This is a genomic window from Paraburkholderia monticola (assembly GCF_001580545.1).
Classification (GTDB): domain Bacteria; phylum Pseudomonadota; class Gammaproteobacteria; order Burkholderiales; family Burkholderiaceae; genus Paraburkholderia; species Paraburkholderia monticola.
On record NZ_LRBG01000039.1, the window covers coordinates 799,280 to 825,387 of the forward strand.

Consider the following 26,108-nt stretch of genomic DNA (forward strand, 5'->3'; position numbering starts at 1 on the left):
CTGCGGCGCGGCAATGCCGTGCGCGGCTCAACGCGCGGGCCTGGTCAGCGCGGATGCCGTTGCCGGCGCGGCCTCATCTTTCTGCTCATCGCGCCGCGCGAGCCAGCCGCCTATCTGCGCGGCGGTCCAGGCGGGATCGTCGTGCGGCAGGTCATGGCCGGCCCACGGATGCTCGCGATGCGGCGCGCCCCACGCCGTCGCGAGCTTCGCCGAACAGACCGGGTTCACCAGCCCATCGGCCCGCGACGACAGAATCAGCACCGCACAACTCGGCGCGGCAGCCGCCGCGCTGAAGCGCGCCGCGGCCCACAATTGCCGCAGCGCATTCGCACGGCTCACCGGTGCGCTGCGGCGGATCGCGGTCCAGGCCGCCAGGTCCGCTTCCAATGTGTCGACGGTATTACAGGTGAGCCGATGGATGCCGCTCTCGGCATCGGCCGCATCGCTCCAATGCGCGGCGACGCCGAGCAGGCCCGGCCACGCCGACGGCCGCAGCCGTTCGTGCGCGCGGCTGAATGGCCGCATGCTCGTATTGATCAGCACGAGCCGTTCGATTTCGCCGGGATGGCGCTGCGCCCAGTCGGTCGCGACCATGCCGCCGAGCGACATCGCGAGCACGTTGTACGGGCTCGGTACGCCCGTTTCCAGCGCCGCCTCGCGCATGCATGCCACCATGCCGGCGACGCTCGCGGGCGCGCGTCGCTGGACGAACTCGCCGTTGCCGAGCAGATCGAGCAGCAGCACGCGCACGCCCGTCGAGCTTGCAGCCGTCGCGGTTGAGGTTGCCCCTGCTTCGCCCAAGCTGTCGCCCGAGGCCTGGTCCAGGGTTTCGCGCAACACAGCCGGCAGACGCCCCCAATGCCGCGTTTCGCGGGTGAGTCCGCGCAGCAGGATCCACGTGCTCATACGCTATCCGGCCTGTACCAATGGTCGAGCGCGCTTTGCAGCAACTGCTCGCGCTGGTTGCCTTGCGGCAGCCAGCGCTGCGACGAAAACGCCGCGCGCGCGAGAAAGTCGAACAGGTTCGCATGGCGCCGCAGCACGCGCGCGGTGCGATGTGCCATGACCGGATTGAACATGCCCTGGCGCGAAAACAACTGACGCGGGTTCTTCTTGATCCACAGCCACGAGCCGAGTTCGAGCGTCATCGGCAGGAAGATGTTCGGCGCCGGCGTGCGGTCGTACGCGTAGTCCCATAGATCGCCGTGCAGCAGATACTGGTGGCTTTGCGGCTCGAACGTGTAGCCGTGGTGAGGATGCGCGTGTTCGAACATACTCTTCAACACGTACATTTCGGGCAGATGCGGCATCTGCTTGCGGGTTCGCGCGTACGGAAACCAGATGCTGTCGCTCCAGCCGTAGCCGGAATGGCAATCGAGCGCGATGCTCAGCGGCCGCGCGGCGAGCTGCGCTTCGACCACTTGCAGCAGCGCGGCCGCCTCGGGTTCCATCGGCTCGCCCGCGCGGCCGCGATACCAGGGCAACCACGCGCCGACACGCTGGCCACCCGCCAGCAGCGGCACGCGCGCGTCGGCGTTTTGCGGCGCGTTGCGCATCAGGTCGACACCGCGTGGATTCGCGCGCGTGGATGCCCACATCCCGCCGGGGTTGGCGATCGGTAGAAAGATCAACCGGATGGATTGCAATTGCCGCACCAGCAATTCGTCCCACTCGAGCCGCGCGAGCAACGCGCGCATATAGTCGAGCACCAGTTGCGAGCCGATTCGCTCGAGCCCGTGAATGCCCCCGAAAAAGCCGATGGCCGGCGCGAGCGGATCGGATGAGCCGATGCTCGCGGTGTAGACGGAAAAGTGCCGGCCGCGCACCGTGGTCTCGCAGACCGCGCGAATTTCGAAGCTCGCGCTGCCCTGGTCGAGTATCGACTTCAGATCTTCATATTCGTCAAAGCTGTCCGGAAGAAAGCTCAAAGGAGTCGGCATGACGGCGTGAGCGCAGTGTCGGGATTATTAAGGACGGCCGGAAAACCCGCACTATAGCCTGGCTCTGTGTCAGCGCGCGCGAGCGCGCGTGGCTACCCATCAATCATGTCATACAGATGTCACTTACCGTTCGAATCACTGACTCCCAGCTGACTTCACACTGACTTTGTTTTGCCATCCTGACGACACATGACTCAACGATAAAGGTCACGCTACAAAGATGTAGTCGTCTAGACGTTGCGATGCCTTCACTCAACCGTCACAGTCGCTTTCTAGAATGAGCCCACACATGCCGGCAGTGTCCGGATGCAGCGAGGAAATAGAGATGGAAGCGATCCGTGAAGCAATTCGAATCGAACGTTTGAGCAAAACGTTTGGCAACGGCCGCAAAGCGCTCGACGAAATCGATCTGCGCGTCGCGCCCGGTGAAATGGTCGCGCTGATCGGCGCATCGGGCTCGGGTAAGTCGACGTTGCTGCGGCATATCGCGGGCTTTACCGCCTCGGACGCACAGCCGTCCCAGATCGAAATTCTCGGCCGGCCGATCCAGCAGAACGGCCGCATCGTGCGCGAAGTGCGCAGCATTCGCCGCGATATCGGCTTCGTGTTCCAGCAGTTCAATCTGGTGAACCGGCTGTCGGTCGAAACCAACGTGCTGATCGGCGCGCTCGCGCGCCTGCCGTGGTGGCGGCGTCTCACCGGCCGCTTCCCGCGTGCGGAACGCACGTTGTCGATGACCGCGCTGCGCGAGGTCGGGATCGGCGACCATGCGCGCGAGCGCGCCGCGAACCTGTCGGGCGGTCAGCAGCAACGCGCCGCGCTCGCACGGGCGCTCGTGCAGCGTGCGCAAATCGTGCTCGCCGACGAGCCGATCGCCTCACTCGATCCCGAATCGTCGCGCCGCGTAATGGACATGCTGCGCGCACTGAACATCGAGCATCGGATCACGGTGCTGGTCTCGCTGCATCAGGTCGACTTCGCGATGCAGTACTGCCCGCGCACGATCGCACTGCGTCGCGGCAAGGTGGTCTACGACGGCCCCTCCAGTGCGCTGACGCCGGCGCTGCTGAAGAAGCTCTACGGCGATGACGCGCGCGAGTTGCTCGACGAAGCGGCGCACGACGCGGACGAAACCCGCGACACACCCGACACACCCGACACGCCCGACGCAACCGACGCCGCCGCGCCCGCGCGGGCGGACACCGGCCGCGCGGCCGCACGCCGTGCGTTCGCAGTGAGCATCGCGCCGTCGAACTGAACCCGCCCGCGCAGTCGCGCGCTTTCCAATTTTCCGCCCACCCAACCGGATCTCAACCGATGAAATTCCTGCGCTCCCTGATCACACTCGCGGCCGGCGCTGCCGCCTTCGCCTGTGTCGCCGCGGCCCACGCCGAAGACCTCAACCTCGGCATCATCTCGACCGATTCGTCGGCGGTGCTCAAGCAACGCTGGGAACCGCTGATCGAGGACATGAAGAAGCAGACCGGCCTGAACGTGAAGGCATTCTTCGCGACCGATTACGCCGGCATCATCGAAGGCATGCGCTTTAACAAGGTGCAGGTCGGCTATTTCGGCAACGCGTCGGCGATCGAGGCCGTCGACCGTTCGGATGGCGAAGTGTTTGCGAAGGCACAGCACTCGAACGGCGACAGCGGCTACTACTCGCTGCTGATCACGAACGTGAACAGCCGCTTCAAGACGCTCGACGACGTGTTCAAGAATACGAAGGACGTGACGCTCGGCTTCGGCGATCCGAACTCGACGTCGGGCACGCTGGTGCCGGGCTACTACCTGTTCGCGAAGCACAACACGCCGGTCAATACGTCGTTCAAGAGCGTGCTGCCGTCGAGCCACGAGGCGAATCTGCTGGCCGTCGTCAACAACAAGATCGACATCGCGACCAACAACAGCATGATGATGGAAACGCTCAAGCGCGAACATCCGGACAAGTTTGCGCAGGTGCGCGTGCTGTGGACCTCGCCGCTGATTCCGTCGGACCCGCTGGTATGGCGCAAGGATCTGCCGCAGGCGACGAAGGACAAGCTGCGCAAGTTCTTCCTGAACTACGCGAAGACCGATCCGCACGAAAAGGCGGTGATGGCCGGCATCACCGAGTACAGCGGCTTCGAGGCGTCGTCGGATCAACAACTGCTGCCGATTCGCGAGATCGTCCTGTACCAGCAGAAGCAGAAGATCGAGAGCGACACGCACCTGTCCGATAACGACCGGAAGACGCAACTGGCCGCGCTCGACGCCAAACTGAGCGCGCTCAGCAACGCACAGTCGAAGCAATGAACACGGCCGATCTGATCACGTCGCCGAACCGCGCGAACGAAGCGCGCGCGGCGCGGGACGCGCTGGCCGAGCAAGCGAAACAGCAAGCCGGCAAGCGCAGCTGGTGGTCGCTGCTCGGCTGGATCGCGGTGCTCGCGGTGCTCGGCGGCGCTTGGCACGGCGCCGACATGCGACCGCTCGATCTGCTCAGCGACTCCGCGAACATGGGTCAGTTCGCGAAAGATTTCTTCCCGCCCGACTTCAGCGAGTGGCGCAGTTACGTGCACGAGATGTACGTGACGCTGTCGGTTGCGGTCTGGGGTACCGCGCTGTCACTCGTCTGCGCGGTGCCGTGCGGCCTGATGTCCTCGCACAATCTCGCGCCGCAGTGGATCGTGCAACCGATGCGCCGTCTGATGGACGCATGCCGGGCGATCAACGAAATGGTCTTCGCGATGCTGTTCATCGTCGCGGTCGGGCTCGGACCGTTCGCCGGCGTGCTCGCGTTGTGGGTGCATACGACGGGCGTGCTCGCGAAGCTGTTCGCCGAAGCGGTCGAGGCGATCGATCCGCGCCCGGCCGAGGGCGTGCGCGCGACGGGCGCGACCCGCATCGACGAAATCGTCTATGCGGTGCTGCCGCAAGTGCTGCCGCTGTGGATCTCGTACGCGCTGTATCGTTTCGAATCGAACGTGCGCTCGGCGATGGTGGTCGGCATGGTCGGTGCGGGCGGGATCGGCGTCGTGCTGTACGAAGCGATCCGCTCGTTCAACTATGCGCAAACGGCAGCGGTGATGATCATGGTGATCGTCGTCGTGACGGTGATCGATCTCGGGTCGGCGTGGCTGCGTGAGCGGGTGACCTGACCAAAGCGGTCGCACGGCACCGAAGTACCGAATCATCACGGGCGAAGCACGCGAAGGCGACAGCGCTCCGCGTGCCTGAAAGTCAAACCACCAGCCACGCAATCAAGTCGTCGCGCAGAACGTCAGAACCGATGCCGGATGCCTGCCTGCACCAGCGTTTGCGACTGACCGCTCGAAGCGGTCGTCGTATAGATCTGCGCAAACGCGCCCGGCCCACTCGCGCGCTGATAGATGCCGGTGAGGAACAGGTCGGTGCGCTTCGACAGCAGGTAGTCGGTTGCGAGCGTCACCTGGTTGTAGTGCGGCGAGCGGCCGCCGGAATAATCTCCGGCCGTATAGACATACGACACACCGACCTGGAATGCCGGCGTGAAGCGCTTCCAGACACCGAGTTCACCGTTCTGCAAGCGCAATCCCGACGTATCCGAGTAGTTGAACAACACGTTCGAGTAGCTCGCGAGCACGTTGACGAAACCGAAATCGTAGGTCACGCCGGCACCGAGGATGCGTTGCTGGTCGGTGCCTGCGCCGGTCGGGCTCACGACGAACGGTGAGCTGAAGCCCCAACCGGTGCTGTCGACCGCGCCGCTCGTCAGATTCGACGGCGTCGCGTTGCTGCGCCGGTTGAACTGCGTGAACGCCACGCCCGCCTTCAACGGTCCATTCGCGTAGACCGCGCTGCCGCTGAAGCCGTTGTTGTTCGAGAACTGCGTCGAGTTCGAGAACGCGTAGCTGCCCGCGAACGTGAACCCCGAGAACGTCGGCGACACGTAGCGCACCGAGTTGTTGAAGCGGTTCGTGAAGAACATGTTGTCGTTGTCGCCGATATGCGCGCCGAAGCCCGCGAAGATATTGGCGGCCTCGGCCCACCACAGGCTGTTGGTCATTTCTTCATATTGACGGCCCATCGTCACCGTACCGTAGCGCTGATTGCTAAGGCCGACGAATGCCTGCCGGCCGAACATCCCGCCGAGCATCGCACCATTGGTGATCGAGAAGCCGTTTTCGAGCGTGAAGATCGCGTGCGTGCCGCCTCCGAGGTCTTCGTCGCCGCGCAGACCGAAGCGCGGCGGCATCATGCCGCCGTTGGCAAGCGCGAACAGATTCGAGCCCTTCACGTTGCTCACGTATTCGATGCCGGTCGAAATGATGCCGTACAGCGTGACGCTGCTCTGAGCATGTGCGCAACCGATCCCCACCGCGCTCATTGCCGCGCACATAGCCGATTTTCTTGCCAACCGCCAAACCTTCATGATGTCTCCTTCATTAGTTCCGCTAATTGTTATGAACTGCCCATTGTGTTTAGAAGCTGTGGATCCTTCATCATGTTGCTGTGCGACGGCCCGCGAGCGGCGACCTGCGGCGCCGTTCGCGCATGGCCTTGAATCGAGTCGAGTCAGTTCGGTCCGAGCGCTTCGACCGGACCGTGCCGGTGGTCTTCGAGATTTTCCGGGCGCCCCCAGCCGAGAATTGGCGCGAGCTGCAGCACGACCGCGATCACGACGAGCCCGATGCGCACCATCCAGCCGCCGTCGTAGAAGCTCGCGAAGATCGCCGGCGGTCCGAGCAGCACGCCGAGATAGGTGGCCTGCGCGACCACCCCGCTCGTCGCGCCGAGCGTGCCGACGCTCGGCGACGACGACGGCACCAGCGTCCAGATATAGCCATTGACGGTCCCGATACCGAGCGAGAACACGCACACGGCGACGATGGCCGCGATGAACCCGACCATCGGCAGATACAGGGCGACGCCGCCGCACAGCATCACGATGCCGCCGACGATCGCAAGCCGCCCACCGTTCACGCCCGCCTTCAGCAGATGGCCGACGCTCAGGCAACCACATGCGACGAACACTTCGGCCAGCGTGCCGACCGCGGCCGCGGCCGGAATCGGAATACCGTAGCGTCGCGACAGATACACGGTCAGCGCGGCCATGATGCCGGTCTGGATGAACGCGGACGCACCCGATGCAAGCGCGACACGATACGGCCGCGGGCTCCTCAGCACGAGCCAGATATCGGACAGTCGACGGCTTTGCAGATTCGCCTGTTTGGCAGGCAGCAGGATCACCGCGCAGGCGAGCGCCGCCATCAGAATCGCGTGACCGCCGAACGCCCAGCGCCACAGCTCGCCACGTTGCGCGAGCGGCGCGACGATGCTGAGCGTGAGACCGATACCGACGGCCGTATGCGAGGTCCACAGGCCAAGCGCGATGCTGCGCCGCGCGCCCGTCGTCGTGCGCATGATCAGTGTCACGGCGCCCACGGTCAGCGACAGATAGCCGACGCCTTGCAGCAATCGGCCGAAAAACAGCGTGCCGATGTCATGCGAGCCGAACACGACGAGATTGCCGACCAGCGCGAACACCGAGCCGCCGAAAATCACGCGCTTGTCGCCGATCCGATCGACGAGCCAGCCGCCAAACACGGCGGCGATCGCGGTGATCAGCGACGGAATGGAGATGACCCAGCCCGCGCTCGCATGCGACAGGTCGAAGTACTTCGCGATGTCGCCGATGACGGGAACCGACTGCGTAACGAGCGACGTCGCGACCGTGCCGTAGATGTACAGCAGGATGATGCAAGGCCAACTGCCCGGGGAAAGCATGCTTGTCTCCTGGAAAAATCTTCCGATTGTTGTACTTGTTGTGCATTTATTGAACTCGTGCGTGCCCTAAGCTCGTCACCCCCATTCGAGCAATCGGCACAGATTGCCGCCCATGATCAGCTCGCGATCCGTCGCCGAGAGCCACGACAAGGTCTCGCTGAAGTGCGTGACGCACTGGCGGTACGGATGGTGCAACCTCGACAGTTCGCTAGCCCACACGATGCGCTCGGCGCCGAACGCATCGAAGACGCGGCGCAAGGTCGTCTCGAGCGAGCGGAACGGATACGGGTCGAGCGCGTAATCGCCGACGCCCGCCGCCTTCACGTGCACGTTCGGGTGCTCGGCGAGCGCGAGCAGCGCGGGCAGATGATCGAACGCGCTCGGCCCCGAAGCGCCGCGCGGCACGCCGAGATGATCGACGATGATCCGCAGTTGCGGATGACGCCGCGCGATCCCGTCGACGACGTGGAGCGCGTTCGGCACCAGCAGCGCGACCACGAGGCCGGTTTCCTCGGCGATCGGCCAGAGCCCATCCAGCTCGCCGTCGACGAGCGGCTGCAAGCGCTCCTTCGTGTTGAACAGGAAGCGGATGCCGCGCATGTTGGGCTGCTCGCGCCACATCCTCAACAACCGGTCCGGATTGTCGAGCCGGCTGTCGAGCAGGCCCATCACCGCGAATCGTTGCGGCTCCGCTTCGGCGAGCGACAGCGCATAGGCGTTGCCGTCGGGGTCCCACAGCGGCGGCACGAGCAACGCGCGGTCGACGCCGGCCTGCTTCATTTCGGCTTTGAGGACGTCGCCGGTGATCGGCGTGCGTCGATGGTGCCCGGTCGATACACCGTTGGACCAGGCATGGACTTGTGCGTCTGCGATCGGCATGAAAGTTCGTCGTCGGATAGTCGTGAAGGTCTTGAATGACGTGTCGTCATGCCATGGTCTGGAACAGCCGGCCCGCGCCGCGAATCTCGCCGCGCCAGCCCGCCGCGTTCAGCACCGACCACAGCATGGCCTGATTGCTCGTGACGACCGGCAGATCGAGCCCGCGCTCGAGCTCGTCGGCGGCTTCGAATGCGCGCACGTTCGCGCACGACAGCAACACCGCGCGCGTGTCGCCGTCCACCTGCTTGCGCACCACCGCGGCGATTTCGGCTGGCTCCATTTGCGCGGCTACTTTCGCATCGGTGAAACCGAGCGACACGGTGCGCGCCACATTGAAGCCCGAATCGATCAACGATTGCCGCTCCACGCGCGAGAACTCGTCGCTGAACGGACACACGTGCAGGATGCCGTCGGCCTTCAGCGCGCGCAGTGCTTCCTTGATCGCGACCATCGTGTTGGTCGATGGAATCTCGAGCATGGCCGACATGCGTTGCGCGAGTCGCGCATCGCAATCCGGACCATTGGCGACACTCGCGCCCGTGCAGTTGAACGCAATCGCGTCGGGTGACAGGTCTTTCAGGTAGCCCGCTTCGTCGATCGCTTCGAGGTACGCGCGGGTCAGGCTTTCCATCGTTACGCGCCCCGCTTCCTTGCGCAGGCGGATGCGATGCACGTGATACGCGACGCCATCCGGGCAATAGGCGCGGAAGTCGTCTTCGGCGATCGTGTTCAGCGACGGCACGATCATCCCCACACGCAATGTCTTCATCGATTCCCTCTTGTGTTGCTCTATGTGTTGCAGGTTGTGGACCAGTCTATGGGCTTACGCTTTGCAGGCCCAATCGAAAAACTGCCAGGGTCATCCGTTTTTGCTGTACTCGGGCGAGTGGCTCGCGGCATGCGCTTCGTCCTCGGTCTGGTCCATCGATTCGAGCGCCTTGCCGCGCGCTTCGATGCCGATGGTCAGGTACGTGACGCCGCAGACGAGCAGGCACAACGCGAGGAACTGGAACGCCGGCACGATCACGCCGACGGTCGCCGACGGCATCACGACGTTGTTCGAACCGGCGGTCATCGCGAGGCCGAGCGGGCCGAGAATCTTGCCGACCGAGCCCGCGAGTCCCGCGTAGCCCGAACCGGTGCCGCGCAATCGCGACGGCCAGATTTCGGTCGAATAGGCGGCACACACCGAGAAGCTGCCATCGGCGAAGATGAATGCGAGCAGCAAGGGCGCCCAGAACAGCGATGGCGTCAACCAATCGCCGTGGCCGATATAGCCTGCCGCGAGCAGTGCAAGGGCCGACGCAATCGCGAAGCAGCCGCCGGTCTTGCGGCGTCCGATGCGGTCCGCGAGTCCCGCGGCCGACAGACGCGCGAGCATGCCGAGCACGGCAAAGCCGATCATCGTTTTGGCGGCGAGCGCCGGCGTGAATTGCTGGATCTGCGCGAGCAGCGTGGGCGCCCACAGCACGATGCCGTAGTAGCCGGCAATCAGGCCGACGTTGATCAGCGTGGCCGTGATCACGGCGCGCGGGCAGCGCAGCAGTTCGAACCAGCCGCGCGATGCCACCGGTTGCGGCGTGTCGATCTGGTCTTCGAACGATGGCTTGCCGAGCGCCCACGCGATCGAGCGACGCCCGGCCGCGTCGCGGCCTTGCAGGCTCAGCCAGCGCGGCGACTCGGGGATGTACACGGCCCCTATCAGCGCGATCACGGCCGGCGCGGCGCCGAGCGCGAACGTCCAACGCCAGCCGAGCGCCGGAATCACGTAAGCGCCGCTGAAGGCGCCGAGCAGCAGGCCACCCGTCGTGATCGCCGACACGATGCCGGTCAGCATGCCGCGCCGCCGCGGCGGCGTGAACTCGTGGACCAGCGCGATCTGGATGAAGTAGCCGGCGGTGCAGAAGCCGATCACGACGCGCAGCGCCGCCATATAGATCCAGCCGCGCTCCGGCGTGAACGCGAGACCGACGCTGGCCGCCGCGAGCAGCATCAGCGACAGCACGAACACCGGCTTGCGGCCGAAGCGATCGGCCATGCTGCCCCACACGACGCCGCCGACGATCGCCCCCGCCCCCGACGACAACAGCACCGCCCCCATCATCCCGTACGTGAGGCCCCACGGCTTGATCAGATACGCCATGATGAACCCGATCAGATAGGCATCCCAGAACTCGAGCATGCTGCCGACGCCGACCAGCCCGAGCAGCAGCTTCTGGTTGCCGGACAGTTCCGTCTGCTCCTGGAACGGGCTGCGCCCGTTATTCGTTTGCAACATTGTCGTCTCCATCGTTTGGTTTTTTGCTTTGCAGGACTAATCTATTCTCGCGAACCCGACTCATCGGTGTGCGTCGGATCTTGCCGCTCAGGTACGCGCCGCTTTGCGTCTGGGTATCTTCGACTGGCGCCGCGGTTTCGCGGGCGGGGCAACTGCCGCGGGTGGTTCAGGTGCGTCGAGCGCCAACGCCTCCGGCTCCGCCATCAAGTCACCGGCAATCGCCGTCGCGTTGCGCTTCAGGTGATGCAAAAAGGCCGCCTGCACATCGTTGGGCCGCCAATCCCGCTTCGTGGTAACGCCGACGATCGGGCCATCCCACGGCACCTCGACCGGCAGTGGCGCGATAAAGCCGAAGCGTCGTTCGCTCAGCACCTCGGTCCAGCTCAGCACCGTCAGCATCTCAGCGTCGTACAGCGTGATGCGGATCGTCGACAGCGAATAGGTTTCGATGCTCGCCGGCGGCGGTGTGGTCTCGGCGAAGATATGCTCGTACGCTTCGCGGCGCGGCGAGCCCTTCGGTGGCAGCACCCACTGATAACACGTGAGATCGTCGACGCTGATCGCATTTTTCCGCGTCAGCGGATGCTCCCGGCTCGCGACCACGCAATAGCGCTCGTGATACAGCGGCTGCTCGACGAAATCGAAGGCCTTGCCCGGCTGCTTCAACAGTCCCAGCATGAAGTCGATCTCGCCGCGCAGCAGCTTGTTGAGCAAGGTTTCATAAGTGCCGCTCAGCACGACGACACGCGCATCGGGAAACTGCGCGCTCAGCGAGCGGATCGCGTTGACGATCAGGATGGTCGGATCGAGCAGCAGCACGCCGAGCGTCACGGTGCGCTCCTTCGGAAACTCGTACGTAGTGACGGTTTCCGCGAGCGCCGCGATCTGGCTCGACACGAGCTTCAGCCGTCGCGCGAACTCGCTGCCGACCTCGGTCGTATTGATGCCCGCCGACGTATGTCGGTACAGTTGCCCGCCGAGATTCTGTTCGAGCGTGCGTGCCGCGCGCTGCAAGGACGCCTCGGTAATGCCAAGCATTCGCGCGGCCGCACGGAACGAGCCGCACTCCTCGATCGCGATCAGGCAGCGCATCTGCGTGCGCGTGATGCCACTCGCCAGCGCGAGCGGCGAGACCTTGCGCGTGCTGCCCATCAGTTGCGCGGCTTCTTCGGCGAACTGCAGGATCTTGCGCGTGCGAACCAGCGCCGCGACGCCGACCGGCGTCAGATAGGTGCCGGTCGGCGAGCGTTCGAACAGCGCGACGCCGAGCATCCCTTCGAGCGCCGCGACACACGAAGTCGTGGCCGGCTGCGAGCGCAGCAATTCCTGCGAGGCCTGCGTGACGTTCTCATGGCGCGCGACGGTCTCGAAGACACGCAACTGCCAGATGCTCGGCAGGTCTTTCTCGGACACGGTGGTCTCGATTCGTCGCATCGCCATTCCTGATCAACTGGGTCTAGTCAATGGGGTGGGCTGAAAGGGCCATCGCGCTATTCGCGACCCACCGTATTTCGCAGCGTGCCAATTTTATCAATCGAGATCTCGCACACGTCGCCCGGTTTCATGAACACCGGCGGCGTGCGCGAGAAGCCGACGCCACTCGGCGTGCCAGTCGCAAGGATGTCGCCCGGATACAGCGGCGCGATCGTCGACACGTATTCGATGAAACGCGGGATCTTGTGAATCATCGCGCCGACGGACTCGTCCTGCATCACCTGACCGTTCAGCGTCGTACGGATGCGCAACTGATCGACATCTTCGATTTCGCGGCGCGGCACGATCCACGGCCCGATCGAACCGCTGCGGTAGAAGTTCTTCCCCGGCGTGATCTGGCGCGTGTGAAACTGCCAGTCGCGCACGCTGCCTTCGTTCATGATTGTAAAGCCCGCGATGTGCTCGAAAGCATCCTCCGCCGCGATCCGGTAACCTGGCTTGCCGATCACGACGACCAGTTCGCCTTCGAAGTCGAACTGCTCGCTCACGCCCGGATGCAGCAGCGGCTGATCGTGCCCAACCAGCGAGTCCGCGGCGCGCGCGAACAACGCCGGCGATTTCGGCAGCTCCTGCACTCGCCCCGCGCTCTGCACCTCGTTGTGATGCTCGGCGTAGTTGAGCGCAAGACACCAGATGTGCACGGGCGCCGCGATTGGCGGCAGAAAGTGAATCTGATCGAGCGCATAGTCGGCAGGCACGGACGCCGCGGCCGCGACGTGCTGCGGAAAGCCGGCGGCGACCAGCGCCTTCAGGTCCGCGTACTCGTGGCCGAAGCGCTTGCCGAGATCGATCACGCTATCGCCGAGCACGACACCGTAGGTGCTGCGTCCGTCGATTTCAAAGCTGGAATATTTCACTTCACTTCTCCGTTAGACGAGGCCGGCATACGAGCCGCCATCCAGTTGCAGGTTCTGTCCCGAGATGAAGCCGGCCTGCGCGCTGCACAGGAATGCGCACGCGTCGCCGAATTCCATCGGATCGCCGAGGCGTTTCGCGGCGATCGTCGCCGCGATCCGCTGCTTCGCTTCGGCCATCGTGATGCCGTCCTTCTTCACCATGCGCTCGGCCATATAGCGTTGACGGTCGGTGTCGAAGCGCTCAGGCAGCAGGTTGTTGATCGTCACGTTATCGACGACGCTATCGCGCTGCACCGATTTGCTCAACGCGGTCAGCGCCGCGCGCACCGCGGCGGAGAGGCCCATCGTCGCGCTCGGCGACTTGACCATCGCCGAGGTGATGTTGACGATGCGGCCGAAGCGCCGCTCGCGCATGCCGGGCACGAAGGCCTTGATCAGGAAGATCGGCGCGAGCATGTTGCCTTCGACCGCGCCGAGCCAGTCCTCGCGGCTCCAGTCGCCGATCTTGCCGGGCTCCGGTCCCGCGTTGTTGTTGATCAGGATGTCCGGCGCGGGGCAGGCATCGATCAGCGTCGCACGCCCCTCTTCCGTGTTCAGATCCGCGACGACGATGCGCGGCCGCCGGCCCGCCACCGCCTCGATCTGCCCGGCGGCGGTCTCCAGCGCGTCGCGATGGCGGCCGTTGATCGTCACCTCGCAGCCCTCGCGCGCCAGCGCCGTCGCGCACGCGAGCCCGAGTCCCCGCGACGATGCGCAAACCAGTGCTTTCTTTCCGGCGATTCCCAAATCCATGACGTGTCCTCTGTGACTTCGTTGATTGCGGTGGCCTCGAGCCGTGTTCAGTGAGCTTTCTCGGCCAGCGCCGCCAGGCGTTCCTTCAGGCGCGGATAGAGCGTCAATGCATTGCCTTCGAGAACCTGCCGGCGGTCGCGCTCGGCCAGATGCGGCGTCGCGACGATATAGCGACCGGTGTCGTCGTAGTGATGACCGGTCTTGGGGTCGATGCCCTTCACCGCGCCGATCATCTCCGAGCCAAACACGATGTTGCGATGGGGAATCACCTTCGTCAGCAGATCGATGCCGGCCTGGTGATAGACGCAGGTGTCGAAGAACACGTTGTTCAGCAGACCCTGATCCAGCGCCTCGAAGCCCATGTCCTGCGCGAGACCGCGATAGCGTCCCCAGTGATACGGCACCGCGCCGCCACCGTGCGGGATGATGAATCGCAGCGTCGGAAAGTCTTTGAACAGCTGGGGCGCGAGCAGCAGTTGCATGAATGCCGTGGTGTCGCCGTTCAGGTAGTGCGCGCCGACGTGATGGAAGCACGGATTGCAGGAGCTGCTCACGTGAATCATCGCCGGCACGTCGAGCTCGACCATCTTCTCGTAGAGCGGGTAGTAGATGCGGTCGGTCAGCGGCTTGTCGGTCCAGTAGCCGCCGGACGGGTCCGGGTTCAGATTGCAGCCGACGAAGCCCAGCTCCAGCACGCAACGTTCGAGCTCCTCGGCCGACGCTTCGAGCCCCTGTCCCGGCGATTGCGGCAACTGGCACACGCCCGCGAAACTCTCCGGATACAACGCGCAGACGCGGTGAATCAGGTCGTTATTCAGGCGAGACCATTCGATGCTGTTCTCGAGCGTGCCCAGGTGATGGCCCATCTGCCCCGCGATCGGCGAGAACAGCGTGAGGTCGAGACCACGCGCGCGCTGTTCCTTCAGTTGACCGTTTTCGAGCGCGGCACGCAGTTCGTCATCGGAAATATCGAGCGGTGCGCCGTAAAAGCCGCCGCCGTTTTCGAGCTGACGGCGCCGCCATTCGTGCAATGTTTTCGGCACTGTCGTGAAGTGCCCATGACAATCAATAATCATCGTGATTTACCGTGTTGTTGGATGCGAAGGCCCACGCGTTCAGCGACGCGGCGCGTCAGGCGCCAGCCGGCCACTCGACGATCTGCGTGGCCTGCTTGACGAAGCGCTCGGGTGGCTTTTCGCCGGTGTCGTAGCTCATGCCCTCGCCGATCTGGATGCGATTGAAGCGGCTCGCCGCGTTGAGCTTCTCGTGCGAGATCCAGTGCTCGTGCATCTGCTCGAACGGGCTCATCCAGTAGTCGAAGATCTGACTGCCGAGCGCGTGACGGCCGATGCCGCGCACGTGATCGTGTGAACGGTGCGTCATGTGGTCGTAGCCGAAGAAGATGTCGTCGACGCCCTCGACCTGATACGACACGTGATGCATGCCGGCGCGTTGCCCGCGCAGCAAAAAGATCACGTGATGATCGACCAGCTGGTCGCCGCGATCGACGCGATTGAACTGGCCGATCACGTTGCTTTGGTCGCCGACGAACAACTCGTCGGTCGGCAGCAGGCCGAACGTGCGCTGATACCAGCCGATCGTATCCGCGAGATTCGGCGTCGCGTATGCGGTGTGCGCGATGCGCACCACGCGCGCCGGACCGAGCGACCGGCTTTCGCCCTCAGGGCCACGCACCAGCACACGCGATGGCAGCGGCGCCACGCGCTCGCGACCGGTCACGAGTTCGAGCCAGAAGCCGTTCGGGTCCCGCAGCCGGATGCGCCGACCGCCACCGGGTACGTCCGGCGATTCGATGCCGTGCGCCTCGGGCAGCTTCGCGAGCGCGCCGAGGTCGGCTTCTTCGCTGAGTTCGTAGCCGAAGCTGATCGCGCCGGGCGCGCCGAGTTCGGTCACGTGAAGAAACGGCGAGTCCCCGACACCGCGCATATAGAGGCGCTTTGCGTCGCGGTGCGCGAGGACCATCCCGAAGTCTTCGAGAAACGCCTGCATGCGGCCGAGATCCGGTGCACTGAGCCGGACGTATGACATTCCTGTGATCGGTGAAGCCACCGTTGTCTCCTTGTTAAAGCTTTCTGCTTCGACTGCCCGGCTCGCTCGCGCGCCGTCAGGTCAGAACCTTCGCGACGTTGCCGTACAGTTCTTCGACGCTGTAGCGTTGCCTGATCAACTTCTGTTCGAAGGCGTACCGGATGACCGTTTCGAGTGCCGGACGCAGCGCATCGAAACCGACCGGCTGCAGGTCCGGGCCGCTCGCGGGCGGCAGCTCGCCGCTCGCCGCGCGGCTTTTTAGCAGCATATCGAACACTTCGCGCACGAGATCGGCCCGCGTTTCCGCGATTTCCTTGCGAATCGTTACGACGTGATTGATCGGCACGACGTGAGTGCGGCTGTACCATGCGGCGGCCGCTTCCTTCGGCTCGGGAATCAAACTGCGAATCCCCGGATCGCCGGACAATGCGCCGCCCGCGATGATCGCATCGACTTCGCCCGCGCGCAGCATGCCTTCGAGGCTCAGCGTCGAATCGATACGCGTGACGAAGTCGGGGTCGCGAAACTCGGCGACGTGTGCTTCTTCCTGAGTGAGCCAACGCACCTTGTCGAGTTCAACGCGGTATTCGTCCGACAGAATCCCGCGCACCCACGTCGGCGTGGTTTGCGGATACGAACGCATCGCGATCGTTTTGCCGGCGAGGTCTTGCGGCTTCAGATCATCGTCGGCCCGGCACAGAATGCTCTTGTGGTGAAACATGCCGTTCATGACGAACGGCAGCATCACGTAAGGCTTGCCGGCTTCGTACGCCTGCAGGAACGTGACGACCGCGAGCTCGGCGACGTCGAACTTCAGTCCGCGCACGACGTCCTTGAACGCCTTCTGCGCCGTGTCCACGTCGGCGAAATCGAGCCGCAGGTTCGGCGAAGCGACGCTGCCGTCCTTCAGCGGCGCAGTCTTCCTGTATGTGCCCATCATCGCGGTGAGCGTGGTCATTTCGGTCCCTTTCATGCGCGACTCGCCGTGGCGGGCGCCTCGTGTTGTAAGTTGCCGGGCGCGGCGCCGCTACGCGGATCGTGGAATACCGCCCGCAGCGGAGGCTCGTTCGGAATCAGCCGCTGACGGTGCGCGTAGCGCACCAGCGCCGCCAGCGACGGCGCGTTCTCGTCGAAACCATACGGCAGCGGATCGCCGACCCATTGCGATAGCTCGCGATAACGCCTGTCTTCCGCGCCGTCCGCCTCGCCACGACGAATCCGCTCGAGGTAGTTCGCCTTGGCCAGCGCGAATGCATCGAACAGCGCGGTCGCCAGCGTGGGATGCCGCTCGAGCACCTCGTTACGCACGACGATCATGCCGTGCAGCGGATAGATGCCCGTGCGCTCGAACCAGTCGCGCTCGCGCGCCTCGGCGTCGTCGACGATCTCGACGAGTTCGTGTTCGAGATCGTTGCCCGCGCCCGCAAGGCCGCCGAACGCCGCTTCGAGCTCGCCGCATTTCATCAACTCCGCAATGGACTGCCCTTCGGCGAGCCGCTGCACGTTCGGCGGCGTCGCGAAGCTCTGTACGTTCTCTTCCTCTTCCGTGATCCACGTGATCTTGTCGGGATCGACGCCGTACTCGTCGGCGAAAATGCCACGCGTCCAGACGGCCGCCGTGACCGAATAGGTGCGCACGCCGACGCGCCGTCCTTCGAGATCCTTTGGTCCGCGAAGCGCCGACGAACGCAGCCGTTGCATGCCCGCATGGCGAAATCGTCGCGTCATCGGCAGTGCGAGCGCGGTGATCGGCGCACCGGCCGCGACCGCCATCAGATACGAAGTCGGTGCCATTTCGCAGATGTCGTACGGCTGGCTGCGCGCCATCTCGCGGTAGGCGTCGGGCATGCGCTTCTTCTCGATGAACTCCAGTCCGAAGCCCTCGACGCCGACGGTTCCGTCACGCAGGTCGCGCACCTGGCCGTGCGGTCCCAGCACGATGGACAGTTTCGCTGTCATGTTTTCTCCGTGCGTTGCCTTAAGCCGCCGAACGGCCGGCGAGTTGCAGACCCTTCTCTAGCGCCGAAAAATCGCGCTTCGGATAGGTCATCAGGAAGCGGTAACCCTGCTCGATCACGCGACCCACGTTCTGATTCGTCACGTGCGGATGACCGACCGGAATGTCGTATGCCTTGCCGACTTCGAGCACGTGATCCATCATGCGCAGCAACTCCGGGTTGTCGTATTGACGCGGACACCCAAGCTCCTGCGTCAGGTCGCCCTCGCCGATCAGCAGCACACCGATGCCCGGCACCTGCTTGACGATCTCCTCGAGGTTTTCGATCGCACGCGTGTCCTCGATCATCAGCACGACCAGCACCTCACCTTCCGGCGCGAGCGGCCATACGTCGGCCTTGCGGTAGTACTCCTGTTGCGACACGCCCCAATAGCGCGCCGCAGGCATCGGTGCATCGCCGCGCAAGCCGGCCGGCTCGTAGAGCGGCGCGCTGTTCAGACGCGGATAACGGCACGCGGCGACCGCGTTGTACGCCTCCTCCGGCGTGCTGATGCGCGGCCACACGATGCCGTACGCGCCAAGGTCGAGCGCCTGCTTCGCGAACCACTGGTTCATTTCGCTGCCGCTTGGCGGGATACGCACGAGCGGCGTCATCTGGCAGGCAATCGACTGCGCTTTCGCAATGCGCTCGCGCAACAGCAGAAACTGCATCGATTCGCGCAGCGCGCGGATGTCCCAGGGCGTGTGCTCGAGTTCGAACACGACGCCATCGTTCGACGACTGCGCGAACGCTACCGCCGATTCCACTTCCGCCTGAATGAACGACGTGAACGCGATCCGGCGTCCGGTCTGCAGCGCGCGGATCACGCCGTTGAGTCTTTGTGTCATGGTGGGATGGTCCTTCGTTCGCTTACAGCATCGCCGCGCAGAACGCATCGCCGGCGCCTTGCGGAAGAGGCTTTTCGGTCCAGTGGTTGCCGCCGTCGGTCGTGAAGAACACCTGGCCGCCGCGCGTGACGCTGATCACGCCATTCGGGTCGCTCGGATGCACGCCGAAGCCGAGCATCGTGCTCGCCGGGTTCACCTGCGAGTCCGCGCGGTACCAGCTCTTGCCGAGATCGTCGCTCGCGTACAGCGCGCCTGCGTTGCTGCGCGACGAAATGCTGAAACACGCGTACATCTTCTTCGGGTCGTCGCAGACGAAGCGGCAGTCGCGTGCATACGAGAACGGCGCGAACTTGCCGACTTCGAGATCGCGAAAGGTCTTGCCCTTGTCGCGGCTTTCGAAAATGCCGAGGCGGCAGATATAGAAGAACGCGTCCGGGTCCGCGCTCGTCGTGCAGACGGAGTGCGCATCAAACACACCTTCGGCGTCGTCGTCGGTTTCGATTCTGCTTTTCAGATGCGGCAGTTTCGCGAGTTCGAGCAGGCCTTCGGGTTCGCCGCGCCACGTGTCACCGCCGTCCTCGCTGACGAGAAAACCATTGATCTCCGCGACCGCGTACATCACATCGGGATTGACCGGGTGAAACGCGATGCGCATCACGCGCGAATCGCCGAATGAAATCTTGAAGCGCTCCGGATGCTCAGCCTTGCATTTGCGCCAGGTGTCGCCGCCGTCGTCGCTGCGATAGATGCTGACCGGGCCGCCGGCCGCAAACAGCGTGTCGGGACGGGTCGGGTGAATCACGACGCTCCAGAACTGGATCGTCTCGTCGGTCACGTTCAGACGCGACCAGGAATCACCGCCATCCTTCGAGCGGTACACGCCTTTCCGTGTCGCCGCGAACAACAGGTCGGGGCGACCGGGATGCGGCGTGATCGCCTGCACGGAGGCATCGTCGGGGAAATCGCTGAGTTTTTCCCACTCGCCGCCCGGCTTCAGCCGATACATCGAACCAATGGCATTCGGACGATTGGCGGCCGTGCCGACCAGCATCAACTCTTTCATAAGGTCTCCGGATGAATTTATTGTCGAGCGCCGCCGCGTGATTCCGACTCGCACTCAACAGGAGTTCGGAATGCAGTGTAAGTGCCGCCGGCTACGCTTTGTTATTCAAAATCTGCGGTGGCAATAGAAATTTGCTTAGTCGGTGAAAACACGCTTCGCGGCGCTGAGAACGCGGACGAAAACGATGGGAAGGAGCTAGTGATTACCCGCAGAGATGGGCAAGAGGTGTAGCGAATCCTGTTGGATCGGAGATTGAAGAGACAGCGAGCGGCGAACCTTCAGCGTTCGTCGACGTGTGTCGTCCAGGCCTGCTCGATGGCATGCAACGCGCTGAGCACGATCGAACGGTTCAACGCGGCCGCGAGCGTGCCGTCGCGCTCGGCGTAGGCCTCGCACAGCCGCTTATGGTCCGCGCACGAGCGCTGCAAACGGCCCGGCAAGGTGGTGCTCAGATGACGCAAACGATTGGTGCGCATGCGCATCGAGTCGAGCACTTCCTTGAAGATGCCGTTGCGGCTCACACGCAGTTCCTCGTCGCGAAACGCGACGTTGGCCCAGAAGTAGCCGTCCACGTCGCCAAGCGCGGCGACCTCGGCAAGACGCTGATGGGCGCGCCACAGTGAGGCGATGTCGTCGTCGGTGGCGTTCTCGACGATCGCGAGCGAGACCTGTGCGTAGAGGATGGCGCGCAGCTGATAGATCTCGCGCACGTCTTTCAGATTGACCGCGGATACGCGCGGCCGCCGCCGCGGCGACCAGTCGACGAGCCCTTCGCGGCTCAGCACGAAAAGCGCCTCGCGCGCGGGCGTGCGGCTCACGCCGAAACGTTTGGCGAGTTCGACCGAGTTCAGGTCGTCGCCGGCCACGAGCCGCCCTTCGATGATTTCTCGCGCGACCCAGTCGACGATCTCCGCCACCGGCGACGCTTCGCCGTCGTCCGGCTGCGCGCTTCTGTCGACATTCTGGTCCATTGCGGGTCCTGTGCTGAAAGGCATGGCTGAGCGGCTGCTGAAGCGGATTCTAGCAAACCGCGCCGTCACGTCCGCTCCGGAGAGCATCGTGATGGAAATGCAAAGTGTACACATCTGACCAATTCAAATCTTGTATATATCGGAAAATTCGCATTATCATGCGCAAAGTGTCGACACTAAACAGACAAAGCCAAGACCGGCACGCTCGTTCCATACAGACCAGGAGACGTCATGTTCATGGAAAAGGAAATCGCCGGATCGGCGCGCGCGCTACCCAGCGTGTCGGCCCGGCTGGATCGCCTGCCGCCCACGCGATACTTTCGCGGCCTCGTCGTGCGGATCGCGATCGGCGGCTGGTTCGAGTTCTACGAGATGTTCATGGCCGCGTATATCTCGCTCGGCCTGATCGGCAGCGGTCTGTATCGCGCGACGACCGTCGGCCTGTTCGACGTGAACGGCTTCGCCAGCTTTCTCGGCTCGTTTTTCGCCGGCATGTTCGTCGGCACGGTCGCACTCGGCGGCTTCACCGATCGCTTCGGGCGACGCGCGGTGTTCACCGCGGCCATGCTGATCTACTCGGCCGCGACCTTCGTCGCCGCGTTCCAGACTTCGCCGGCCTCGATGGACCTATGGCGCTTCTTCGCAGGCATCGGCATCGGCGTCCAACTGATTACCGTGGATACCTACATCTCCGAGCTGACGCCGTCGCGCACGCGCGGGCGCTACTCGGCATTCAGCATTCTCGTGATCCTGACTTCCGTGCCGATCGTCGCGGTGCTGTCGTATCTGCTCGTGCCGCACATGGTGCTGGGGCTCGACGGCTGGCGCTGGGTCATGATCATCGGCTCGGCCGGCGCGATCCTGATCTGGTTCATGCGACGCGGCCTGCCCGAGTCGCCGCGCTGGCTCGAAAGCAAGGGACGCGATGCTGAAGCGCATGCCATCGTCGATGCCATCGAGGCGCGCGTCGCCGCCGAAACGGCCGCCCGCTGCCGCCGACGGACCTCGGCGCACCCGGCTCAAGTCGCGGTGAACGCGGCTCGTGGGCGGAGATCTGGCAGGGTCGCTATTTCATGCGCACAGTGATGCTGTCGATGTTCAACTTCTTCCAGACCTTCGGCGTCTACGGCTTCGGCGCATGGGTGCCCGTGCTGCTGTACTCGAAGGGCATCACGATCACGCATTCGCTGTTCTATACGATGGTGATCGCGTTCACTACGCCCCTCGGCGCGCTCGGCGCGATGTGCTGCGCGGAGCGGCTGCAGCGCAAATGGCAACTGGTCGGCTGCGCGCTCGCCGTCGCGGTGGCAGGCGTGTTGTTCGGCCTCGCACGCGAGCCGCTACTGATCGTGCTGTTCGGCGGTATCGTCACGATTGCCAACAACTGGATGATCGGCATTTTCCACACCTATCAGGCCGAGCTGTACCCGACGCGTATCCGCGCCCGCGCGGTCGGTTTCGTGTTCAGCTGGAGCCGCGTCAGTTCGATCTTCGTCGGTTTCTGGGTGGCGGCACTACTCAAGCATTCGGGCGTGCCTGCCGTGTTCGTGCTGATTTCGTCAGCCATGCTGATGATCGTCCTGATGGTCGGCGTATTCGGGCCGCGGACCAACGGCGTTCGTCTGGAGGAGTTGTCCCAATGAGTTCCATTGCCGCCGCGTTCGCGCAAGGCCTTTATCGACTCGCACTGCGCCCGTTGCCGGAGCCCGTAGCGACCGAAGCACAACGCTCGCTGATCAACGTGATCGGCACGTCGATCGGCGCATGCCGTCATCCCGGTGTCGACGCGATACTCGCGACCGCGCGCGAACTCGGCGCGCATGCCACCGCGCCCGTGCCGGGACGCAGCGAACGCGTCGATAGCCACTATTCCGCGCTGGCGACAGGCTTCGCCGGTCATCTCGACGATTTCGACGACACGCATCTCGCCACCGTGATTCATCCCGCCGCGTCGGTGTTCGCGGTGTTGACCGCGCTCGCGCCCGAGACGCGACCCGACGGCGCGAGAGCATTGAACGCCTTCGCGCTCGGCTGCGAAGCGCAATTGCGCGTCGGCGTGTCGATCTCGCCGGAGCATTACGATCGCGGCTGGCACATCACCGGCACCTGCGGCGTGATCGGTTGCGCGGTGACCGCCGCGCTGCTGCTCGGGCTCGACGAAACCGGTCTCGCCGAAGCCGTGGCGATCGCCGCCTCGATGTTCGTCGGCCAGCGCGAAGCGTTCGGCACGATGACGAAACCGTATCATCCTGGCAAGGCCGCCGCGAACGGTGTGGCGGCCGCGCGCCTTGCGCAGCGCGGGCAGCGCGCCGCCGCCGATATCTTCGAAGCGTCGGGCGGCTATTCGCATTCGCTGTCGACGCGCGTCGACTTCGAGCAGATGAACGGCGAGTTCGGCGAGCGCTGGGAGTTGCTGTTCAACACCTATAAGCCCTATCCCTGCGGGATCGTCGCGCATCCGGCCATCGACGGTGGTCTCGCGCTGTCGGCACGGATCGACGACGTCGCGTCGATCGATGCGATCACGCTGCGCTGTCATCCGCTCGTGCCCGAACTGATGGGCAATCCGCAACCGAAAGATGGCCTGCAGGCGCGCTTCAGCGCGATCCATGGCGTGGCGGCCGCGCTGTGCGACCGGCAGGTCGGCCTCGCGCAATACGAAGATCAGCGCGTCACGCGCGACGACGTCCGGGCGTTGCGCGCCAAAACCACGCTCGCGCCGGACGCATCGGTCAGGCGCGACGAAGTGTTGATCGAAGCGCGACTCAGCGATGGTTCGATCTTGCGGCATCACGTCGAACATGCACGCGGCAGTCTCGCTCGACCGCTGACCGACGATGAACTGATGGACAAGGTCCGCCTGCTGATCGATCCACATCTCGGCGAAGGCGCCGCCGGTCGCCTCGCCGCGAGCGTCGCGAGCTTGCAGGCGGCACCGAACCTCGACGCTTTGTTTTCGCTGTGCACGCCGAACGAGGAACTGAATCATGCATAACCCAGCCTCTCAATCCGCCGTATCGGATGCGCTCGCCGAATTCGCCGTTGGCGAGCTGACGGATCAGCACGTGCGGACCCTCGCGAAGCAAACGCTCGACGACGCGCGTCGACACGTTGCCGCCGCGGGAGAGGCGGGCCGGCAACTCGGCGCGTTGCTGCGGATCGAAGATACCGCGCCGAACGACACACGCACCCGCGCATGGCTGCTCGGCGCGATACTCGCTCGGCAAATGCCTGCGTCTCCCGCGACGCCAGTGCTCGCGGCCGTCCTCGCGATGGGCGCACAACTCGCGGCCGCGGAAGACGACATCGTCGCGGCCGCGGCCATCGGCATCGAAGCGAGCGCGCGTCTGTTCGGCGCGCTCGACAGCGACGAATTTCGGGCGCGCTGGAATTGCGCTTCGGCAGTCGGCATTCTCGGTGCGACGCTCTCGATCTCGCGGCTGCAACGACTCGATGTCGCGCGCACGCGCCACGCGCTGGGCATCGCCGCGACGCAGGCAGCCGGACTCGCGCGCAACGCCGGACACGCAATGGCCGCGCTCGAAACCGGCAAGGCCGCGGCCGATGCAATCGAAGCGGCGTTGCTGGCGAAGCATGGCTTCACGAGCGCGGCTGCGTCGATCGACGGCCGGCGCGGCTTTGCTGCCTTGATGGCATATCGGTTCGACGCAGCGGGGATCGTCGACGGAATCGGCACGCACTGGGTGTCGGCGACATAAAGAACTCAACAAGAACTATCAGGAAACCCACATGACCGCGTGTTTCATCCCAACGCGCCGCCGCCTGCTCCAGTCCGCCGGCGCGCTGGCCGCATTGACGTTCTCTGCGCCAGGCCTGTTCGCCGCCGCAAATGCCGGCAGCGCCGCAAGCGCCACCCAACCCAACAACGCCGACATCACCGGCCGACTCGCCCGCTACATGGTGTCGGCCCGCGACGGCACGCTTCCCGACGCGGTCGTGCTCGCATGCAAACACCGCATCCTCGACACGTTCGGTGCGATGGTCTCGGGCTCGCGCATGAAGCCCGGCTCGATGGCGGTCGACTATGTACGCGGACTTGGCGGCGCACCGCAGGCGTCGGTGATCGGCGCGACGTTTCGCACCACCGCCATCAACGCGGCCTTCGCCAATGCAATGTGCGCGCACTCCGATGAAACCGACGATTTCGAGCCCGTCACCAAGGCGCATCCGGGCAGCTCGGTCGTTCCAGCCGCGCTCGCGCTGGCCGACCGCGAAGGCAGCAGCGGCGCGCAGTTCATCCGGGCGGTCACGCTCGGCTACGACCTCGCCTGCCGTCTGCTGATGGCACTCGGCCCCGATCTCGTGCGCGGCTCGCATCGTAGTGCCGAAGGCACCGCATCGACGTTCGGCGCGCTCGGGGCGGCAGCCCTGGTCGCACAGCTGGACGAGTTGCAGACGCGCTATGCGATCTCCTACTCCGCGCAGCAGGTGTCGGGCTTATGGAGCTGGGTGAAGGACAAGGACCATGTCGAGAAGGCTTTCGATTTCGCGGGCATGGGTGCGCGCAACGGCGTCACGGCGGTCGATATGGCGCATGCGGGCTTCACCGGTGTCTACGATGTGCTCGACGGCACGCACAATCTGTTCATCGCGCTGTCGACGAAGCCGAACCCCGAAGCGATGCTCGACGGACTCGGCAGCCGCTTCTACGTGACCGAAACGGCGATCAAGACCTATTCGGTTGGCTATCCGATCCAGTCGCCGCTCGATGCGCTGCTCACCTTGCGCAGGCAGTACAACCTCACGCCGGATAACGTGCAGAGCATCGTCGTGAGGATTCCGACCGACGCGGAGGGCATCGTCGGCGATAGCGCGATGCCCGACGTCAATTGCCAGCACCTCGTGGCACTCGCGCTCGTGAAGGGCGCCGTGTCGTTCGCCGATAGTCACGACGTTGCGTTGCTACACGACCCGCGCATCGTCGCGCAGCGCGCCAAGGTCAAGGTAACACCCGACGCCGCGCTGATGGACCCGGCCGCGCCGCGCGGCGCGATCGTCGAAGTCACACTAACCGACGAACGCAAGGTCGAGCATTTCACAAAAATTTCCGCCCGGCACGAAAGAACACCCGCTGAATACCGAGGCCGTCAGCGCCAAAGCGCGCGATCTGATGGCGCCGGTTCTCGGCGCGGGCAAAACCGAGCAGTTGATTGCGCGGATTAACGACCTCG

The 26,108-nt window shown here is 64.5% G+C and carries 25 protein-coding genes; 8 read left to right on the plus strand and 17 right to left on the minus strand.

The window, feature by feature from the left end:
- Positions 1–27 precede the first annotated feature (27 nt).
- A complete protein-coding gene (locus CI15_RS34725) occupies positions 28–906 on the minus strand; it encodes an alpha/beta fold hydrolase (protein ID WP_062138182.1) in 879 nt (292 codons plus the stop codon).
- The gene (locus CI15_RS34730) at positions 903–1,940 is read right to left on the minus strand and encodes a M14 family zinc carboxypeptidase (RefSeq protein WP_062138184.1); all 1,038 of its coding nucleotides are present in this window, start codon (positions 1,938–1,940) and stop codon (positions 903–905) included. Before CI15_RS34730 ends, CI15_RS34725 begins: the two co-directional genes overlap by 4 nt.
- Before the next feature lie 325 nt (positions 1,941–2,265).
- Between CI15_RS34730 and phnC the strand changes: the two genes are divergently transcribed.
- The 3 genes from phnC to phnE are packed head-to-tail and all read left to right on the plus strand — an operon-like array spanning position 2,266 to position 5,080.
- Positions 2,266–3,198 carry a phosphonate ABC transporter ATP-binding protein gene (gene phnC / locus CI15_RS34735; RefSeq protein WP_062138185.1) on the plus strand — a complete coding sequence of 311 codons (933 nt, stop codon included), beginning with the start codon at positions 2,266–2,268 and terminating at the stop codon, positions 3,196–3,198.
- A gap of 59 nt (positions 3,199–3,257) precedes the next feature.
- Positions 3,258–4,235 (plus strand): phosphonate ABC transporter substrate-binding protein, encoded by a 978-nt coding sequence (gene phnD, locus CI15_RS34740; protein WP_062138187.1) that lies wholly within the window; start codon positions 3,258–3,260, stop codon positions 4,233–4,235.
- Entirely contained in the window at positions 4,232–5,080 is an 849-nt protein-coding gene (phnE, locus tag CI15_RS34745) for a phosphonate ABC transporter, permease protein PhnE (RefSeq protein WP_062138189.1), read from the plus strand. Before phnD ends, phnE begins: the two co-directional genes overlap by 4 nt.
- 122 nt (positions 5,081–5,202) lie before the next feature.
- Here the strand turns inward: phnE and CI15_RS34750 are convergent, their stop codons facing one another.
- The 15 genes from CI15_RS34750 to CI15_RS34820 form a co-directional block, all read right to left on the minus strand.
- On the minus strand, positions 5,203–6,333 hold the full coding sequence (locus CI15_RS34750) for a porin (RefSeq protein ID WP_062138190.1): 1,131 nt from the start codon (positions 6,331–6,333) through the stop codon (positions 5,203–5,205).
- Between the two features lie 143 nt (positions 6,334–6,476).
- Positions 6,477–7,688 (minus strand): MFS transporter, encoded by a 1,212-nt coding sequence (locus tag CI15_RS34755; protein ID WP_062138192.1) that lies wholly within the window; start codon positions 7,686–7,688, stop codon positions 6,477–6,479.
- 75 nt (positions 7,689–7,763) lie between these two features.
- Positions 7,764–8,567, minus strand: a complete 804-nt coding sequence (locus CI15_RS34760) for an amidohydrolase family protein (protein WP_062138194.1) — start codon at positions 8,565–8,567, stop codon at positions 7,764–7,766.
- A 46-nt stretch (positions 8,568–8,613) separates the two neighbouring features.
- Positions 8,614–9,336, minus strand: coding sequence for a maleate cis-trans isomerase family protein (locus tag CI15_RS34765; protein ID WP_153041256.1), 723 nt, complete (start codon positions 9,334–9,336; stop codon positions 8,614–8,616).
- A 90-nt stretch (positions 9,337–9,426) separates the two neighbouring features.
- Positions 9,427–10,845 (minus strand): MFS transporter, encoded by a 1,419-nt coding sequence (locus CI15_RS34770; protein WP_062138198.1) that lies wholly within the window; start codon positions 10,843–10,845, stop codon positions 9,427–9,429.
- A gap of 87 nt (positions 10,846–10,932) precedes the next feature.
- Entirely contained in the window at positions 10,933–12,279 is a 1,347-nt protein-coding gene (locus CI15_RS34775) for a LysR family transcriptional regulator (RefSeq protein ID WP_062138200.1), read from the minus strand.
- A gap of 56 nt (positions 12,280–12,335) precedes the next feature.
- Positions 12,336–13,196, minus strand: a complete 861-nt coding sequence (locus CI15_RS34780; RefSeq protein WP_062138202.1) for a fumarylacetoacetate hydrolase family protein — start codon at positions 13,194–13,196, stop codon at positions 12,336–12,338.
- 12 nt (positions 13,197–13,208) lie between these two features.
- On the minus strand, positions 13,209–13,988 hold the full coding sequence (locus tag CI15_RS34785) for an SDR family oxidoreductase (protein WP_062138205.1): 780 nt from the start codon (positions 13,986–13,988) through the stop codon (positions 13,209–13,211).
- A 47-nt stretch (positions 13,989–14,035) separates the two neighbouring features.
- The gene (locus CI15_RS34790; protein ID WP_062138207.1) at positions 14,036–15,064 is read right to left on the minus strand and encodes an amidohydrolase family protein; all 1,029 of its coding nucleotides are present in this window, start codon (positions 15,062–15,064) and stop codon (positions 14,036–14,038) included.
- Between the two features lie 55 nt (positions 15,065–15,119).
- Positions 15,120–16,037 carry a VOC family protein gene (locus tag CI15_RS34795; protein WP_062138209.1) on the minus strand — a complete coding sequence of 306 codons (918 nt, stop codon included), beginning with the start codon at positions 16,035–16,037 and terminating at the stop codon, positions 15,120–15,122.
- A gap of 76 nt (positions 16,038–16,113) precedes the next feature.
- Positions 16,114–17,010 carry a substrate-binding domain-containing protein gene (locus tag CI15_RS34800; protein ID WP_062138211.1) on the minus strand — a complete coding sequence of 299 codons (897 nt, stop codon included), beginning with the start codon at positions 17,008–17,010 and terminating at the stop codon, positions 16,114–16,116.
- A complete protein-coding gene (locus CI15_RS34805) occupies positions 17,007–17,996 on the minus strand; it encodes an ABC transporter substrate-binding protein (RefSeq protein ID WP_062138213.1) in 990 nt (329 codons plus the stop codon). The genes CI15_RS34800 and CI15_RS34805 overlap by 4 nt, the downstream gene beginning before the upstream one ends.
- A 19-nt stretch (positions 17,997–18,015) precedes the next feature.
- Complete coding sequence (locus CI15_RS34810) at positions 18,016–18,882, minus strand: HpcH/HpaI aldolase family protein (protein WP_062138215.1); 867 nt, start codon at positions 18,880–18,882, stop codon at positions 18,016–18,018.
- Positions 18,883–18,904: 22 nt separating this feature from the next.
- Positions 18,905–19,945, minus strand: a complete 1,041-nt coding sequence (locus CI15_RS34815; protein ID WP_062138217.1) for a VPS10 domain-containing protein — start codon at positions 19,943–19,945, stop codon at positions 18,905–18,907.
- Between the two features lie 278 nt (positions 19,946–20,223).
- Positions 20,224–20,862, minus strand: coding sequence for a GntR family transcriptional regulator (locus CI15_RS34820; RefSeq protein WP_420915897.1), 639 nt, complete (start codon positions 20,860–20,862; stop codon positions 20,224–20,226).
- 291 nt (positions 20,863–21,153) lie between these two features.
- Between CI15_RS34820 and CI15_RS37965 the strand changes: the two genes are divergently transcribed.
- The 5 genes from CI15_RS37965 to CI15_RS34840 are packed head-to-tail and all read left to right on the plus strand — an operon-like array spanning position 21,154 to position 26,100.
- The gene (locus tag CI15_RS37965) at positions 21,154–22,002 is read left to right on the plus strand and encodes an MFS transporter (RefSeq protein ID WP_241496027.1); all 849 of its coding nucleotides are present in this window, start codon (positions 21,154–21,156) and stop codon (positions 22,000–22,002) included.
- Positions 21,990–22,559 (plus strand): MFS transporter, encoded by a 570-nt coding sequence (locus tag CI15_RS37970; RefSeq protein WP_241496028.1) that lies wholly within the window; start codon positions 21,990–21,992, stop codon positions 22,557–22,559. Before CI15_RS37965 ends, CI15_RS37970 begins: the two co-directional genes overlap by 13 nt.
- Positions 22,556–23,911: an MmgE/PrpD family protein gene (locus CI15_RS34830; RefSeq protein WP_062138221.1), complete on the plus strand. Its 1,356-nt coding sequence runs from the start codon at positions 22,556–22,558 to the stop codon at positions 23,909–23,911. The genes CI15_RS37970 and CI15_RS34830 overlap by 4 nt, the downstream gene beginning before the upstream one ends.
- The gene (locus CI15_RS34835; RefSeq protein ID WP_062138223.1) at positions 23,904–24,635 is read left to right on the plus strand and encodes an MmgE/PrpD family protein; all 732 of its coding nucleotides are present in this window, start codon (positions 23,904–23,906) and stop codon (positions 24,633–24,635) included. Before CI15_RS34830 ends, CI15_RS34835 begins: the two co-directional genes overlap by 8 nt.
- 31 nt (positions 24,636–24,666) lie before the next feature.
- Positions 24,667–26,100: an MmgE/PrpD family protein gene (locus CI15_RS34840; RefSeq protein WP_206597789.1), complete on the plus strand. Its 1,434-nt coding sequence runs from the start codon at positions 24,667–24,669 to the stop codon at positions 26,098–26,100.
- Positions 26,101–26,108: the final 8 nt, after the last annotated feature.